The organism is Nonomuraea sp. NPDC051941 (genome assembly GCF_044593615.1).
The window spans coordinates 193,268-208,407 of record NZ_JBIUCF010000009.1 but is presented as its reverse complement, the minus strand read 5'-3'; the positions used below and the strand labels follow the sequence as shown (position 1 = coordinate 208,407).

General features: G+C 69.6%; 14 protein-coding genes. 5 read left to right on the top strand and 9 right to left on the bottom strand.

What is annotated here, in order from left to right:
* The first annotated feature begins 91 nt into the window (after positions 1-91).
* Positions 92-1,063, top strand: a complete 972-nt coding sequence (locus ACIHFD_RS18100; RefSeq protein ID WP_397367865.1) for a helix-turn-helix transcriptional regulator — start codon at positions 92-94, stop codon at positions 1,061-1,063.
* A gap of 165 nt (positions 1,064-1,228) precedes the next feature.
* Here the strand turns inward: ACIHFD_RS18100 and ACIHFD_RS18095 are convergent, their stop codons facing one another.
* The 6 genes from ACIHFD_RS18095 to ACIHFD_RS18070 all read right to left on the bottom strand — a co-directional run bounded on the left by ACIHFD_RS18095 (position 1,229) and on the right by ACIHFD_RS18070 (position 7,761).
* Positions 1,229-2,224 carry a hydroxyacid dehydrogenase gene (locus ACIHFD_RS18095; RefSeq protein WP_397367864.1) on the bottom strand — a complete coding sequence of 332 codons (996 nt, stop codon included), beginning with the start codon at positions 2,222-2,224 and terminating at the stop codon, positions 1,229-1,231.
* A 36-nt stretch (positions 2,225-2,260) separates the two neighbouring features.
* Positions 2,261-3,172, bottom strand: a complete 912-nt coding sequence (locus tag ACIHFD_RS18090; protein ID WP_397367863.1) for a carbohydrate ABC transporter permease — start codon at positions 3,170-3,172, stop codon at positions 2,261-2,263.
* Positions 3,169-4,083: a sugar ABC transporter permease gene (locus tag ACIHFD_RS18085; protein ID WP_350730815.1), complete on the bottom strand. Its 915-nt coding sequence runs from the start codon at positions 4,081-4,083 to the stop codon at positions 3,169-3,171. The genes ACIHFD_RS18090 and ACIHFD_RS18085 overlap by 4 nt, the downstream gene beginning before the upstream one ends.
* A gap of 5 nt (positions 4,084-4,088) precedes the next feature.
* Positions 4,089-5,432 (bottom strand): ABC transporter substrate-binding protein, encoded by a 1,344-nt coding sequence (locus ACIHFD_RS18080; protein ID WP_397367862.1) that lies wholly within the window; start codon positions 5,430-5,432, stop codon positions 4,089-4,091.
* Positions 5,433-5,613: 181 nt separating this feature from the next.
* Positions 5,614-6,693 carry a LacI family DNA-binding transcriptional regulator gene (locus tag ACIHFD_RS18075; protein WP_397367861.1) on the bottom strand — a complete coding sequence of 360 codons (1,080 nt, stop codon included), beginning with the start codon at positions 6,691-6,693 and terminating at the stop codon, positions 5,614-5,616.
* A 57-nt stretch (positions 6,694-6,750) separates the two neighbouring features.
* Positions 6,751-7,761, bottom strand: a complete 1,011-nt coding sequence (locus ACIHFD_RS18070) for a LacI family DNA-binding transcriptional regulator (protein WP_397367860.1) — start codon at positions 7,759-7,761, stop codon at positions 6,751-6,753.
* 116 nt (positions 7,762-7,877) lie between these two features.
* Here ACIHFD_RS18070 and ACIHFD_RS18065 point away from each other — a divergent pair, with 116 nt between their 5' ends.
* Both ACIHFD_RS18065 and ACIHFD_RS18060 read left to right on the top strand, forming a co-directional pair.
* The gene (locus tag ACIHFD_RS18065) at positions 7,878-8,192 is read left to right on the top strand and encodes a hypothetical protein (RefSeq protein ID WP_397367859.1); all 315 of its coding nucleotides are present in this window, start codon (positions 7,878-7,880) and stop codon (positions 8,190-8,192) included.
* Positions 8,193-8,199: 7 nt separating this feature from the next.
* Complete coding sequence (locus ACIHFD_RS18060) at positions 8,200-9,300, top strand: hypothetical protein (RefSeq protein ID WP_397367858.1); 1,101 nt, start codon at positions 8,200-8,202, stop codon at positions 9,298-9,300.
* A gap of 28 nt (positions 9,301-9,328) precedes the next feature.
* Here the strand turns inward: ACIHFD_RS18060 and ACIHFD_RS18055 are convergent, their stop codons facing one another.
* On the bottom strand, positions 9,329-9,478 hold the full coding sequence (locus ACIHFD_RS18055; RefSeq protein ID WP_397367857.1) for a hypothetical protein: 150 nt from the start codon (positions 9,476-9,478) through the stop codon (positions 9,329-9,331).
* Position 9,479: 1 nt separating this feature from the next.
* Here ACIHFD_RS18055 and ACIHFD_RS18050 point away from each other — a divergent pair, with 1 nt between their 5' ends.
* Together ACIHFD_RS18050 and ACIHFD_RS18045 are read left to right on the top strand one after the other, a co-directional pair.
* Positions 9,480-9,758 (top strand): hypothetical protein, encoded by a 279-nt coding sequence (locus ACIHFD_RS18050; RefSeq protein WP_397367856.1) that lies wholly within the window; start codon positions 9,480-9,482, stop codon positions 9,756-9,758.
* Positions 9,759-9,975: 217 nt separating this feature from the next.
* Complete coding sequence (locus tag ACIHFD_RS18045; protein ID WP_397367855.1) at positions 9,976-13,065, top strand: TIM-barrel domain-containing protein; 3,090 nt, start codon at positions 9,976-9,978, stop codon at positions 13,063-13,065.
* Positions 13,066-13,269: 204 nt separating this feature from the next.
* On the opposite strand, the gene ACIHFD_RS18040 is transcribed toward ACIHFD_RS18045, so the two are convergent.
* Both ACIHFD_RS18040 and ACIHFD_RS18035 read right to left on the bottom strand, forming a co-directional pair.
* The gene (locus ACIHFD_RS18040; RefSeq protein WP_397367854.1) at positions 13,270-14,124 is read right to left on the bottom strand and encodes a hypothetical protein; all 855 of its coding nucleotides are present in this window, start codon (positions 14,122-14,124) and stop codon (positions 13,270-13,272) included.
* Positions 14,105-15,136, bottom strand: a complete 1,032-nt coding sequence (locus tag ACIHFD_RS18035) for a helix-turn-helix transcriptional regulator (protein WP_397367853.1) — start codon at positions 15,134-15,136, stop codon at positions 14,105-14,107. Before ACIHFD_RS18035 ends, ACIHFD_RS18040 begins: the two co-directional genes overlap by 20 nt.
* Positions 15,137-15,140: the final 4 nt, after the last annotated feature.

Genomic DNA, 15,140 nt, shown 5'->3' with positions numbered 1-15,140 from the left:
TTCTTGGTCCTTAGGTCGGTACGGCCTTCGAAATCGACTCTAAACAGGCTTCCGGTCACTTTTTGACCGGAAGTCGCGCGAGGATGGCGACATGGCGAACACCAGCTCACGGACCCTCCGACTGCTCTCGCTGCTGCAGACCCACCGCCACTGGCCCGGTACGGAACTGGCCGAGCGGCTCGGGGTATCCGAGCGGACCCTGCGCCGCGACGTCGACCGGCTGCGCGAGCTCGGCTATCCGGTCAGCGCGGCCCGGGGAACCGACGGCGGCTACCAGCTCGCGCCCGGCGCCGTCCTGCCGCCGCTGCTGCTGGACGACGAGGAGGCGGTGGCTCTGGCGGTGGGCATCGGCGACGCGGCGCAGAGCGGGATCGCCGGGATGCAGGAGGCGTCGCTGCGTGCGCTCACCAAGGTCATCCGGGTCCTACCGCCCCGGCTGCGGGCCAGGGTGGACGCCCTGCGGGAGATGACCCTCTCCGTCGGCCGGGCCGGGCCGGTCGTCGCGGCGCAGGTGCTCACCGCAGTCGCCCAGGCCTGCCGCGACCAGGAACGGCTGCGCTTCGGCTACACCGCCAGAGCCTCCGCCCCCACCCGGCGCGAGGTCGAGCCGCACCGCCTGGTCGCCCTCGGCGGACGCTGGTACCTCGTCGCCTACGACCTGACCCGGCACGACTGGCGCAGCTTCCGCCTCGACCGGCTGACCGAGCCGGCCGGGACCGGCACGCGATTCCGGCCGCGTCCACTCCCGGCAGAGGACGCCGCGGCCTTCGTCCAGGCGGCCAGCGGGGCACCGGCGCCGTACACGGTCGAGGCGCTCGTCCACGCCCCCGAGGCCCGGGTACGGCAGGCGATCGGCCAGTGGGGCACGATCGAACCGCTCAGCCAGAGCACCTGCCGGATCACCATGACCTCGACCTCCCTCGATTGGCCGACGCAGGCACTGGGCAATGTGGGCGCCGAGTTCGAGGTGCTGGGGCCGCCGGAGTTCGCCGCGCACGTCCAGGAGTGGGGCGCCCGCTTCATCCGGGCCACCGGCGCGCCCGACACGCCGTCCGTGCCGTAGCCGGGCCGACTACGTGCCCTCCAGCGCCTACCGCCGACCGCCGCCAGGGTGTCGGACAGCACCTTCTCCCAGGCGCCGCCGCGAGTGTCGTCGGCTCGGAGTCCTCGTCACCGACGGTGATCGTGTCCACCGTGCCGGCGGGCGGGCAGGGTGGGGACATGGCGTTCAGGCCGCGGTGTCGAGGTCCTGGTAGCGAATGCGGTGCAGCAGGGGGACGCCGGTCACCAGGCGTTCGAGCTCGTCGGCGACCGCCGCGCCCATCCGGGCCAGCTCGTTGCCCTGCGAGCCGGCGATGTGCGGCGTGAGGAAGACGTTGGGCAGCTCGAACAGCGCCGAGTGGGCGGGCAGCGGTTCGGGCGTGGTGACGTCGATGACGGCAGAGATGCGGCCGGTCCTGAGCTCGTCGATGAGGGCTTCGGTGTCGATCAGGGAGCCCTGCGCCGTGTTGATGAGGACGGCGCCGTCGGCCAGCAGGGCGAGCCGGTCACGGTCCAGCAGGTGGTGGGTCTCGGGGGTCGCGGGGGCGTGCAGGCTGACGATGTCGCTGGTGGCCAGGAGTTCCTCGAGGCCCAGGCGGGGTACGGAGGCGGCGGTGGCGTACGGGTCGTACAGGCGGATCTCGAAGTCGTGCCGTGACAGGTGGGAGATGACCTGCCGGCCGACGCGGGAGGCTCCGACGATGCCGACGCGGCGACCGTAGTTGCCGGAGTCCGGCACCACGTCGGCCACGGTGAACGTGCGGTCGGCGCGGTAGCGCTCGCGCAGCCGGAACGCGCCCTTGCCGGCCAGCAGGATCGCGCCGAGCGTGTACTCCGCCACCGGGACCGCGTTGGCCTGGGCCGCCGACGTGACCGCGATGTCCCTGTCCCAGACCGCCTTGGTCACGTGTGCCTTCACGCTGCCGGCCGCGTGCAGGACCGCCCTCAGCCTGGGGGCGGCGCGCAGGAAGGCGTCGTCCAGCGGCGGGCAGCCCCAGCCGGTGATGAGCACCTCCAGCTCCGGCAGCAGCGCGGCGGCGCGCGGGTCGTCCAGGCTCTCCGCGGCGAAGCCCGCGTCGACGTCGGCGTGCCGCTCGATCCGGTCGCGGACGGCGGCCGGAAAGAGCCGCGGAACGTACACCTGGCGCATGGCGAGCAGGGCCTTCGGGCGGCGATGGGTCACAGACGGGTCCCCCGTGTCCAGCAGGTGTGGCGGTGGTTACTTGAGGCTGCCGAGCGTGATTCCGGAGCGCCAATAGCGCTGCAGGGAGATCATCAGGGCGACCATGGGGATCAGCGAGATGATCGAGCCGACGACGACCAGGCCGGTGAGGTCGGTGGAGTTGTCCACCTTGACCTTCAGCCACGAGTACAGGCCGAGCATGACCGGCCACTTGTACTGGTCGCGCAGGTAGACCAGTGGGCCGAAGAAGGAGTTCCAGGACCCGACGAAGCCGAGCAGGAAGATCGTCGCGGCGCCGGTCGACATGAGCCTGGCGCCGATCAGGAAGAAGATGCGGTACTCCCCCGCGCCGTCGATGCGGGCGGCCTCGAGCAGTTCGGGCGGGATGGCGCCTTCGGCGTAGACCTTGGCGAGGTAGACGGAGAAGGCGCTGAAGAAGCTCGGCACGATGATCGCCCACGGCGTGTCGATCAGGCGCAGGTCCGTGTAGAGGAGGAAGGACGGGATCGTGAGCAGCGCGCCCGGCACCAGGAACGAGCCGATGATGGCGCCCATCATGACGCCGCGCCCGCGGAAGCGGTACATCGCCAGGCCGTAACCGCACGCCACGCTGACCAGGGTCATGCCGGTGGTGCCGGCCAGGCCGTACAGGAGCGTGTTGCCCATCCAGGTCAGGAAGATCCCGTCCTGGTAGGTGAACAGGCCCCGCAGGTTGTCCCAGAGCCGGAACTCGGCGAACCACAGCGCGTTGGTGGTGTACAGGTCGGACTGGCTCTTGGTGGCGGCGACGACCAGCCACCAGACGGGCGCCACGGAGTAGACGGTGAAGGCGACCAGGCCGGTGATGACCGCGACCCTGGTCCTGGCCTTGTGCGGCCGGGTGTGCCGTCCGGCCGACGTGGCGGGGGCCGGCGTGGCGGGGCGCTTCGCGGTGGTGGCGGTCGTCATGAGGTGGGTGCCTTGTCGGTGAGGCGGTAGAAGACGGCCGAGGCCGCGCCGACCACGAGTGCCAGGATGACGGACAGGGCTGCGGCGTAGTTGAAGTCGCCCTGCGCGAAGGCCCAGTCGTAGATGGCCATGATCGGCGTGAAGTCGCGGGTGATGGTCTCGGGCGTCATCGAGCGGAAGAGCATGGGGTCGCTGAAGATCTGCAGGGTGCCGATGATGCTGAGCACGGTGGTCAGCACCAGCGAGCGGCGGATCATGGGCACCTTGATGGACCAGGCGATCCGCGGCTCGGAGGCGCCGTCCACGCGGGCGCTCTCGAAGATCTCGCGCGGCACCGACTGCAGGTCGGCATAGACGATGAGCATGTTGAAGCCGATGGCTCCCCAGGCCACGAGGTTGCCGATGGACACCCAGATCAGCTCGCCGCTGTAGAAGTCGGCGTCGATGCCGAGCAGGGCGAAGAACGGGGTCAGCGGGCCGACGTCGGGGCTGTAGAGGTAGATCCAGATCAGGGTGGCCACGATGCCGGGGATCATGTACGGGATCAGCAGCGGCAGCCGGAAGCGTGCGGCCACGCGCCGCGAGGCGGCGTCCAGGAGCAGCGCCATGACGACGCTCACGATCTGGATGAGCGGGATGCTGATGGCCGCGAAGAGACCCACGCGGCCCATGCCCGCCCAGAACTTGGCGTCGGCGATGCCGCGCAGGAAGTTGTCCAGCCCGGCGAACTCGACCGTCTTCGGGCCGAAGCCGAGGCCCGAGCTCTTCTCGGTGAACACGCTCTCCCGCAGCGCCAGCACGATCGGCACCACGCTGAACAGCACGAACCCGAGGAAGAACGGGATGGTGAACGAGGCGCCCTGCAGCGCGGCGGTGCGCCGCCACGCTTTGGGGCTCGCGGTGATGGCCATGACGTTCAGCCCCGCACGTTGATGTTCTTCGACCTCAGGTCGTCGACGGTGAACTTCTGCATGTGCTCGAGGGCCTGGCGGACGGTGATCTCCTTGGTGACGATCTCGGCCCACTGGTCCTGGAGCTCGGAGAAGACGCCCGTGAAGTTCGGGCCGACCACCCAGGGGTCCCGGCCGGACTGCGTCGCCTTGAGGATCACGCCCTTGGCCTCGCCCTTGCGCTCGCCGAACAGCTTCTCCGGCACCACCGAGTCGATCCAGGGAGACGGGTCGGGAACGGCGCCGGGCCAGGCGTACTGCCTGGTGTCCTGCTGGTAGGAGGCGTCGATGGCGTCCTTGCCGGTCGTCATCCACACGCCGGCCTCGACGGCCTCCTTGATGTTCGGGCAGCCCTTGGGCACCAGCAGCGCGCCGCCGTGGGCCGGGGTCACGAACGCGGGGGCGTCTGCGAACTGGGGCAGGTCGATGGGCTGCCAGTCGCCCAGCGACTTCTTGTAGTTGAGCTCGTAGTTGCCGAGCTGCCACGTCGAGGTCGGCAGGGAGACCATCTTGCCCGAGTCGAAGTAGCTGATCAGCGCGGGCCGGTCCTGGTAGGTCTGGTTGGCCACCAGGCCGTCGTCGACCAGCCGCTGTACGACGTCGGCGGCCTTGAGCGACTGCGGCGACAGGAAGTCCACCTTCCAGCTGTCGCCCTCGATCGCGTACCACGACCCGCCGGCCTGCTGAACCAGGTTGATCAGGGTGGAGGGGTCCTCGCCGGCGAGGTTCATCACGTAGACGCCGTGCTTCTTGAACTCCTTGCCCGCGGCGATCACGTCGTCCCACGTCTTGGGCACCGCGACGCCGTGCTTGTCGTACACGGCCCGGTTGATCATCATGAACGACGGCGCGAAGCCGGTCGGGATGCCGTAGAAGCGGTCGCCTGCCTTGGCGCCCGGGAAGGATGCCTCGTTGAACAGGCCCTTCATGGTGTACGGCTGGAAGACCTCGGTGATGTCGGCCAGCAGTCCCTCACCGACCAGACCGGGCACCTCGCCGAAGGCCTTCACCAGGCAGGGCACATCCTGTCCCGCGGCGACGACGTTGCGCAGGTTGGCCGCGGTGCCGGGATTGTCGGCCTGCTTGACCACCTTGAGCTTGATGTGGTCGTGGGCGGCGTTGAACTTGGCCACGACCGGGTCGAGGAACTTGCTCTCGTCCCACGACCACCAGGTGAGGGTGACCGGCCCGGTGCCCGCGCCCGCCGTGGCGGCGGGCTCCTGGGCGGTGGGCTCCGGGGAGCCGCAGCCGGTCAGCACGACGGCCATCGTCAGGCCGGCGGCGAGGGCGCTCGTTGGGATGCGGTTCACGGCACCGCTCCTTCGCAGAATTGGGGGGCGGCTATAGAAAGCGTTGTCTACGGAGACCGTAGAACCCCCTTACCGTGAGGGCAAGATTTCAGGCGGATAAATTTCCCATTACGCCCGATGTCCCTGGTGAAGGCACGGTTCAGCGCTGTCGCGCGGCGGCGTCTCGCGCCGGGAACGCTGTCTACGCCGGGGACGGCCGGTCGGCGGACCGGCGGATGACGACGTGGGCGCCCAGCATCTGATGCTGCTCCGCCCTGCCTGCGGGCCGGTCCAGGGCGCTGCGCACGGCCGCGCGGCCCAGCTCCTCGTACGGCACGTGGACGGTGGTCAGGCCGGGACGCAGATCGGCGGCCAGGGGGATGTCGTCGTAGCCGACGATGGAGACGTCTTCGGGGACGCTGAGACCCGCGTCGAAGACGGCGGCCATCGCGCCGCCGGCGATCACGTCGGTCTCGGCGAAGATCGCGGTGAAGTCGCGTTCCCCCCGCAGCCGGGCGCTGACACGCTCGTAGCCCGACGCGCGGGTGAAATCCGTGCCGAGCTCCAACAGGCTCTCGTCCACGGGGCAGCCGAGGTCGCCCATCGCCTGGCGGAAACCGGAGAGCCGTCCCGCGGTGGTGGTGAACGTGGGATCCCCGCCCACGTAAAGGATCCTGCGGTGGCCACGGCCGACGAGGAAGCTGGTCAGCGCGTAGGCGCCGCCCTCGTTGTCGTACTCGACGACGGTTACCGGGGTCCCGTCCCCCAGAGGCGGGCGGCCGCACAGGACCAGCCGCGAACCGGAGGCGTCGAGCGAGCGGGCGATGTCGGCCATCCGGGCCCGGTAGGCGGCGTTGTCAGTGGCGCCGCCGATCAGGAACACCGCGGCGGCCCGCTGCTCGCGCATGAGCTGGATCGCGGCCAGCTCGCGGACGGGATCTCCGTCGGTGGTGGCCACCAGGCAGATGTGCCCACGGCGCGCGGCCTCCTGCTCGACGCCGTGCACAGCCTCGGCGAAGGCCGCACCGCGCACATCGTTGACGATGAAGCCGACCGTGCGGGCCGATCCGCCGCCCAGCACGCGGGCGTGGGTGTTGGCGACGTAGTTCAGCTCCTCGATCGCCCGTTCCACCCGCGACCGGGTGGCCTGCGCCACCGGATAGTTGCCGGCCACCACGCGCGAGACCGTGGACAGCGAGACGCCGGCGAGCTCGGCCACATCCTTGATCGTGCTCTGGCGTTGCTCGGGGTCGTCGAGCGCGTCGTTCCTTCGTTTCGCCACGCCACCAGTGTAGAGAACGTTGTCCGTACGTGGTCACCACGATGACGCCGCACGCGTCTACCCTCCGGTCGACTCGCGGGCCACTACGGAGAAGCGGCTGATGAACTCGCGCGCGACCTGCTTGTTCTTCCCGTTCTCCGCGATCCGCTTGGCCAGGAAGCCGACGGCCGTGCCGGCCATGAGCGCATGGTCGGGATCGACGGACGACAGCGACGGCACGAGGTAGGCGCCCTCGGCGATGTTGTCGAAGCCGATCACCTTGACGTCCTGCGGGACGCGGATCCCGCAGTCGGCCAGGCCGCGCAGCGTCCCCATCGCGACCGTGTCGGTGACGCAGAACACGCAGTCGAACGCGACCCCGGAGCCGGCCAACCGGCGCGCGGCGGCCGCTCCCGTCTCCATCGTGAGCGCGTCGATGGGGACCACCAGCTCGGGATCGAAGGGTAGCCCCGCTTCTTCCAACGCCTCGCGGTAGCCGTCGTGGCGCAGGCTGGAGACGTCGACTTCGCCCCGCTGCGGGCCGTCGACGACCGCGATGCGGCGGCAGCCCCGCTCGATGAGGTGTGCCGTGGCGGCCCGCGCGCCCTCGACATTGGGCATCGCGACGTGGTCCACAGGGCCGTCAAAGATCCGCTCCCCCAGGATCACCACCGGGAAGTCGACCTTGAGCAGGTCGGTGTCGGCCGGGCCGAGCCCGACGGTGCTGAGGATGAGGCCGTCGTAGAGGCGGTTGCGCGACAGGGCCAGCGCGGCGAGCTCGCCCTCGCGCGAGGCGCCGGTCTGCTCGATGGCCACCTTGAGATCCCGCTTCGCCGCCGCCGCGATGATCTTCGCAACGAGCTGGCCGTAGTACGGGCGGTCGATCTCCGGGACGGCGAGCCCGATGGTCCCCGTACGCCCGGTGCGCAAGTTGCGCGCCGCCACGTTGACCCGGTAGTCGAGCTCGTTGATGGCCCGCAGCACGCGCTCGCGCGTCTCGGTCTTGACGTGCGGATGGTGGTTGATGACGTGGGAAACGGTCATCGGCGAGACCCCGGCGGCCTTCGCCACGTCCTGTATCGTCACCACCTCGGCATCCTTTCACGACGACCTGCTCGAATGGGGAGAGCAGCGGCACGTCCTGGTGTCCGGCGAGGCCGCCGGCATGACCTGGGCGCCGGCGGAACTCGGGCGACGGGTGGCTGATGTTCGCCGACCACTTCGGGCCGGACTTCCATGGATACGTCCCGTTCGCCAACGCCGAAGTCACCACGGACGCCTGGCGGTGCGTACCGGCCGCGGAGACCGATATCCCGCCCGACACCAAGCACGGCGCGGTCCTGCCGCTGCGCGTCAGCGAATACGAATGGCTGGCCGGCACGCAGTTTCCTTCATGGAAAACGTTCGCTACGACGGAACCGGTAGACGAGCATCGTCACCATAGGCCCCTCGAACCGGCGAATCCAAACACTTACCCTTTTCTCGAACAGATCTCATCTCATCGCCGGGCGCAGGTTTAATCCGATCATGAGATCCATCCGGCAGGGGGCCGTGCTGGCCGCGGTCACGGTCATGACGGCTGTGGTCACTCCAGTGGCCGCGACAGCCGCGCAGAGCTCGTGCGAGGCGCCGCCACGGAGCAGCCCCACCTACGACGACTTCGTGCTCACGTACAAGTCCGAATGCGCCACGAAGAAGAACTACGACCGGACGTTCCAGGACGTCACGGCGTCCGTCCTGGTCGACAGGCGCAACAAGCTGTCGGTCACGACGTCGACGGCGCTGGCCGGCGCGATCGCGTCGGTCAAGGTGAACAACAAGGAGTTCATCTCCAGCGGCGGCCACGGCGCCGCCTTCCAGTACGCCTTCCACGCCTGGCAGGAGGGCAAGGCTGCGACCGAGTGCTACAACCCCACGCAGGCCGGCACCCGCATGGACGACGTGGACCAGCCGCCTCCCTACCACGGTCCCAGCACGAGCGCGCTCTACACCATGGCCCGGTCCGGCAGCTCCATCCGGACGGCGGGGAGGCCCGCGATGTTCGTGACCCTCGCGGACACGAAACCGGGCTGGGGCAACTGCCGCAGCGCCGACCACCAGGACAAGCGCTCCCCGTTCACCATGGGCCTGTCGCCGTACTGGCTGCAGACCGAGATCGAGCTCGCCCCCGATCACGACGTGCCCGCGCTGGAGAACGTCTTCCGCGCCACCGCCACGATCACCTCGGACGACGAACCATATGACCACTTCAGTGGCGTCTTCGTCGCCTACCTGCAGCCGGATTTCACGAAGGTCTTCTCCTACAGCCCCGCCACCGGTCGCCTGTCGCCCAAGCCCGTGGAGTCCCACACGAGCAAGGACCCCATGGTCCGTTGCACGGACGACGACCGCTACTGCCTCGGCATGTACATCAAGCCCGAAGTTCTCAGCGGCAAGGCCTACTACTACACGATGACCCGCCCGCCCATGGACTACAACGGCCACTTCGGCGAGAACACCATCCAGGTCACCAGCCCCGGTGGAGCCATCGACAAGGGCGACAAGGTCAACTACGAGACCTACGTGGTCGTCGGCGACAAGAGCCGCGTCGAGCAGACCATGGCCCAGCTCCACCGCGCCTTCAAGTAGTCGGCCCTTGGTGCCTTCGCGCCCACCTTCAGAATCCGAGCCGCTCGCGTGAACCCTCATAACCACCCGCGAGTGTTAATGAGGGATTCACCGCGTTCTCGCGTTGGCTGGAAATGATCACCCCGCGAATGCTGAAGACGCGAAGAACGACCGGCCAAGTGGCCTTGATCATGTCCATCGTGGCGACCTTGTCACTGGGCCTGACACCCCCGGCGACAGCGGCCGACCGGGACTTCATCCTTACCCTCAACGCCTCTGACCTCGGCATGGATCCCGCTGACCTGCGCGGTGGCGGGGGCAACGGAAGCTTCGAGGCCCGCTACGACTGGGCCCACGCGTCCGACTACCCCCGCAAGTACATCCGGTTCGCCGACATCAGCGGTGACGGCAAAGCCGACTATCTGGTCGTCTACGACGGCGGCGCGGTCCGCGCCTGGCTGAACCGCGGCGGCAACTAGACAGTCGCTGGAAGGGTGCCACCTGCATCCGCCCGCTCTCCGCCGACCGCATCCCACTTCTCGTCCTGAACCGCCCACGACCAGCTCTGACCGAGCCATCCCCCTCCCCGATCGGGACGCGCCCGTTCCTGACCGATCAGGCCCCACTCGATCTTGTCAGGACCTCAGCATTGGTCGATAGTGGCGGCAAAGCGATCAGATTCGGTCGGGAGTCGTCATGAGATCAGGCCCCTTCCAGCGCATCGCCGCCGCCGCGATCATCGCGGTGGCGATGTCAACCGTCGCCCCCGCTCCGGCGGGGGCGACCCACGACACCCGGATCAAGGCGGTGACCTCGGGAAACGCCCGTTTCCAAGTGCTCTCCCCCACCCTGATCCGGACCGAGTACGCGGGCGACGCCAAGTTCGTCGACGCGCCGACGTTCAACGCGGTCGGCCGCGACGCGTTCGCGCCCACCTCCTTCACCTCCAGCACGTCGGACGGCTGGCTCACCATCAGGACGAGCGCGCTCACCCTGCGCTACCAGGTCGGCTCCGGCCCGTTCACCACCCGCAATCTGTCGGTCGGTCTCAGGACCGCCACCGCCGCGCCGTGGCAGCAGCTGACCTGCTCCGCCGGAGCCCTGTGCGAGGCCGAGGACCTGTCGTACAGCGGCCTGGCCGTCGCCACCGACCACGCGGGGTTCACCGGCGCGGGGTTCCTGGCCGGGTTCGAGGGGGCGGGGAACTCCCTGTCCGCCGACGTCGAGGTCACGACCGCGGGGACGTACCAGTTCGCCATGCGTTACGCCAACGCGGTGGGCGGCGACGGCCAGCACACCACCCGCACCCTGAGCCTGTCGGTGGACGGCGGCGCGGCCCAGGCCGTGACCCTGCCGACGACCGCGAACTGGGACACCTGGGCCGTCACCACCCCCGCGCTCCAGCTCGCCGCGGGCCGCCACACGATCACGCTGGCCCGTACGGCGACGGACTCCGGCAACGTCAACATCGACAGCGTCGCCCTCCTGCAGCCCGGCACCGCGTACCCGCCGACGTCGGCCACGGCGACCATCGACTGCGCGTACGGGGTGAGCTGCGAGGCCGAGGCAGGCAGGCTGACCGGCACGGCGAAGGTGGCCGCGGACCACGCGGACTACTCCGGGAGGGGGTTCGTGGCCGAGCTGAACCAGGGCGCCGGCGTGGCCGCCCGGCTGGTGAACGTCCCCGCCGACGGCACGTACACGCTGCACGTCCGGTACGCCAACGGCGTCGGCGGCGACGGCCTGCACCAGACCCGCACCGCCACCGTCACCGCGGGCTCCGCCACGCAGCAACTGACCTTCCCCACGACGGCCGACTGGGACACCTGGGCGACGGCCTCCCTCCCGGTCACCCTCAAGGCGGGCGCGAACGACATCACCCTGAGCTGTCCGACCGCCTGCCGCGTCAACCCTGACACGCTCGCCGTGACCGCCACCGGCACGTCCGCGCCCCCGCCGCACCTTCCTCTCGGCGGGTACCGACGCAGCCTCGACAACGTGAACGGCGACAACGGCCCCCCGCCGACCACCCCTGGCCTCCTGCACAAGGACGGCTGGTACCTGCTCGACGACACACCCTCGGCCCTGTACGACCCGGCCACGAAGAAGGTCACCCAGCGTCCCGCGCAGCGGCCCTACCAGGACGGCTACTTCTTCGGCTTCGGCCGCGACTACAAGCGGGCCCTGTCGGACCTGGCCACCCTGACCGGCCCGCCCGCGCTGCTGCCCCAATGGGCGTACGGCGTGTGGTACTCCGAGTACATCGACCGCACCGCGGCCGACTACCAGAACACGATCCTGCCCAGGTTCCGCTCCGAGGGCATCCCGCTGGACGTCCTGGTCACCGACACGGACTTCAAGTCGCCGAACACGTGGAGCGGCTGGCAGATCGACCGCGCGAAGTTCCCCGACCCGAAGGCCTTCTTCGACTGGTCCGCCTCCCAGGGCCTGCACAACACGCTCAACACCCACCCCAGCATCGTCGGCGACGACCCCCAGTTCGCCCAGGCGCAGGCCACGGCCAAGGGCAAGCTCCGCAAGGGCGGCTGCGCGGGGGCGGCGGGGCCGAACTGCCACACCTTCGACTGGGGCGATCCCGACCAGCTCAAGGCGTACATGGACCTGCACAAGACGATGGACCAGCAGGGCAACGACTTCTGGTGGCTCGACTGGTGCTGCGACGCCTCGCAGTCCTCGCTGCCCGGCGTGACCCCTGACGCCTGGATCAACCAGCAGTACGCGGCGGCCAACGGCGGGTTCGTGATGTCCCGCGCGTACGGTTCCTTGCAGACCGGCTCGTACGCCGGGCGCTCCGGCCTGCCGACCGGCCCGTGGGCGGACAAGCGCTCCACGCTCCACTTCACCGGCGACACGTCCTCCACCTGGGGCACCCTGCGGGTCGAGGTCGGCTCCACGCCGGCCGAGTCGGCGGCCACCGGCATGGCGGCCATCAGCCACGACATCGGCGGCCACAACGACACCACCGGCCTGCAGGGCTCGGAGACCTACATCGTGAACGGGCAGACCAGGCGGACCACCAAGCTGCCCGACGACCTGTACGCCCGGTGGGTCCAGTTCGGCACCTTCCAGCCGATCGACCGCCTGCACAGCAACCATGGCGACCGGCTGCCCTGGCAGTACGGGGCCGCGGCGAAGGACTCGGCCAAGAAGTTCCTCAACCTGCGGGAGAGCCTGGTGCCGTACACGTACACGCTCGCCAAGGAGGCCAACGCCACCGGCGTCCCGATCGTCCGCCCGACATATCTGGAATATCCCGAAGAGGAGGCCGCCTACGCCGCGGCCGCCACCCAGTACTTCTACGGCCCCGACCTCCTGGTCGCCCCCGTGACCACGCCCGGCGCCACGGCCACGACCTCGGTGTGGTTCCCGCCGGGGCAGTGGACCGACTACTTCACCGGCCAGACCTACAGCGGCGGCACGACCCGGAGCATCACCACCGGCCTCGACACGATGGCCGTGTTCGTCAGGGCCGGGGGCATCGTGCCGACCCGTACCGCCAAGGACAGGATGACCGTCAGCATCGCGGCGGGGGCCTCAGGCTCGGTCACGCTGCACGACAAGACCAGGATCCAGTACTCGGAGTCGGGCGGGCGGCACACCGTGAGGATCAGCGGGAGGACGACCGGCCGCCAGTGGACCCTCTCCCTGCGCAACGCGGCACCGCCCACCAACCTGCCCGCGAACGCGTACCACTACGACAGCGCCACCCGCACCCTGACCGTCACGCTCCCCCAGCACAACCCGGTCACCTTCACCTACAGGTGATATCGCCGACGCCGTGAGCGCCCGGCGGGCTCGCAGGGGCTCGCCGGGCGCTCCGACGTCCCAGGTCACGCCGACCATGACCGCCAGGGCCTCGGCCGGGTACGACACCTCGCCCTGCCGCACGATCACCCCACGGATGGTCCGCGAGACGGCAAGGCTCGGCTCATGGATGAGCAGCACGAGCCGACGACGACCTGCGGCCGGTTACGTCGAAGACCGGGCCCGCCTAGGAAAGCCCCAGGTTCCGGCGCGCCCGGACGTAGCGGCGTCCCGGCATGAGAGACGCCGCCGACCACGGCAGGATTGCCGGCATGCGCCTGCCCGCACCCGCCAGCAGGCGCTGCGCGCGGGTGAGGTGCCCGCCGAAGTAGAACGCGGCACCGAACAGGTGCATGGCGTCCAAGGCACGCGCATGCGGCCGGTTGCCGTCACCGGGTCGCCCGCACGCGCCGATGCCGTCACACCCCGAACGAAGGCGAGCAGCTCTTCGTCGGAGCCGTACCATTTCGCGCACAGTGCCTGGACGCGGCTGTAATGCCCGAGGTACAGGTGCGGATCACGAGCGGTCAGCTCCTTCCAGATCCGGTCGAGCTCCTCTCTGCCGCTCTGCATGCCGATCCCATGCCACTGCAGCCGGTCCCACGGCACAGGATCGTCCGGCAGCGCCTCCGCCGCCTGCTCCAGCGGCCCGGCCGCGCTCGCCAGCACCTCCCAGAAACGGGCGAAGCGCTCCTCCCCCACGTACGGGGCCCGGAAGGCACCGCGAATCGCCCACGCCTGCTCGATCCGCGCGGCGCCGAGCCAGAGCAGACCGTCGGCGTTGTCTCCAGCCAACCGGCCCAACGTCTCGGTGTGCGAGGCGCCGGCGATCGCCAGCTGTTCGACACGGAGTGCCCGCAGTTCGTTGTCGCCGCGGGCCTGGTTGATCAGTTCCAGGCCGGGCTCCAGTCGCCCGGCTTTCACCTGCGGCAGGACCTGCTCCAGCGCCGGGTCGTCCCAGGACCTTCCCAGCCGCATCCGCGACGTCTTGTCCAGCAGATCAACGACCGTCCGGATCACCCTTATCAACGACATCCGTGATCAATAGCGCAAGCGGCCGTAGAGCCGCAACACGAGCTGGAACGTCTCCTCCCAAGGATCTTGGCGGCTCGACGGTCTTGAAGACGACCCCGCCGTTGACGCCGGCGGAGCGGCGATCGGTCCGGCTGCCGTCAGTATCCGGACGGGGTACGAGGCGTGTACGGGGTTCCAGGAGGTGGGCCTCGTCAGCGATGAGGTCGATGTCGAGGGTGAGCACCCCCACCGCGGGGTGGTGTTGTCGTTTCACGCCGGCGTAGTGGCTGCCGACGTCGTGGCGGGCCCACATCTGCCGGAACACGTCGCTGCGTACCGACAGCTCTCCGATCAGGTCGGACAGGCCGCGGTCGAACGGGTCGCGGCCGGCGTGCGCGCGCAGGATGTTCACCACGCCCTGCGCGTTCTGTTCCCAGTCCGGGAAGCACTCCCGCGCCTGCGGACTCAGAAACAGGAACCGGGCATGGTTCGGGGTCTGCCCGGCGGGTGTGTGCCAGCCGGAGAACAGCACGCCGGCGATCCGGTTCGCGGCCAGGATGTCCATCCGGGCGTTCGCGATGAACGCCGGCCCTTCGCTCTCCAGCGCCGACACGATCCTCAGCAGGCTCGCTCTCACGGGCGCGGCTGCCGCGCGGGTTCGGCGTTTCGTGCCGGGCCGGATCGTGCGGGCCAGATCCGTCAGATGTTCCCGTTCCGCGCCGTCCAGCCGCAGCGCCCGGGCGACCGCGTCCAGCACCGAGTCCGATGCCCCGGCGACCTGCCCGCGTTCCAGGCGCGTGTAGTAGTCCACGCTCACCCCGGCGAGCCTGGCGACCTCGTCGCGCCGCAGTCCCGGCACCCGGCGTGCGCGCATCCCGTAGTGCAGCACCCCCGCCTCCTCCGGGGTCAGGCGGGCGCGGCGCGACATCAGGAATTCGCGCAGCTCACGTTTCGGATCCATGCGCTTCACGCTATGTACTATCTGGACCGTTAAGGCAGGCCCTACCATTTCCTGCATAACC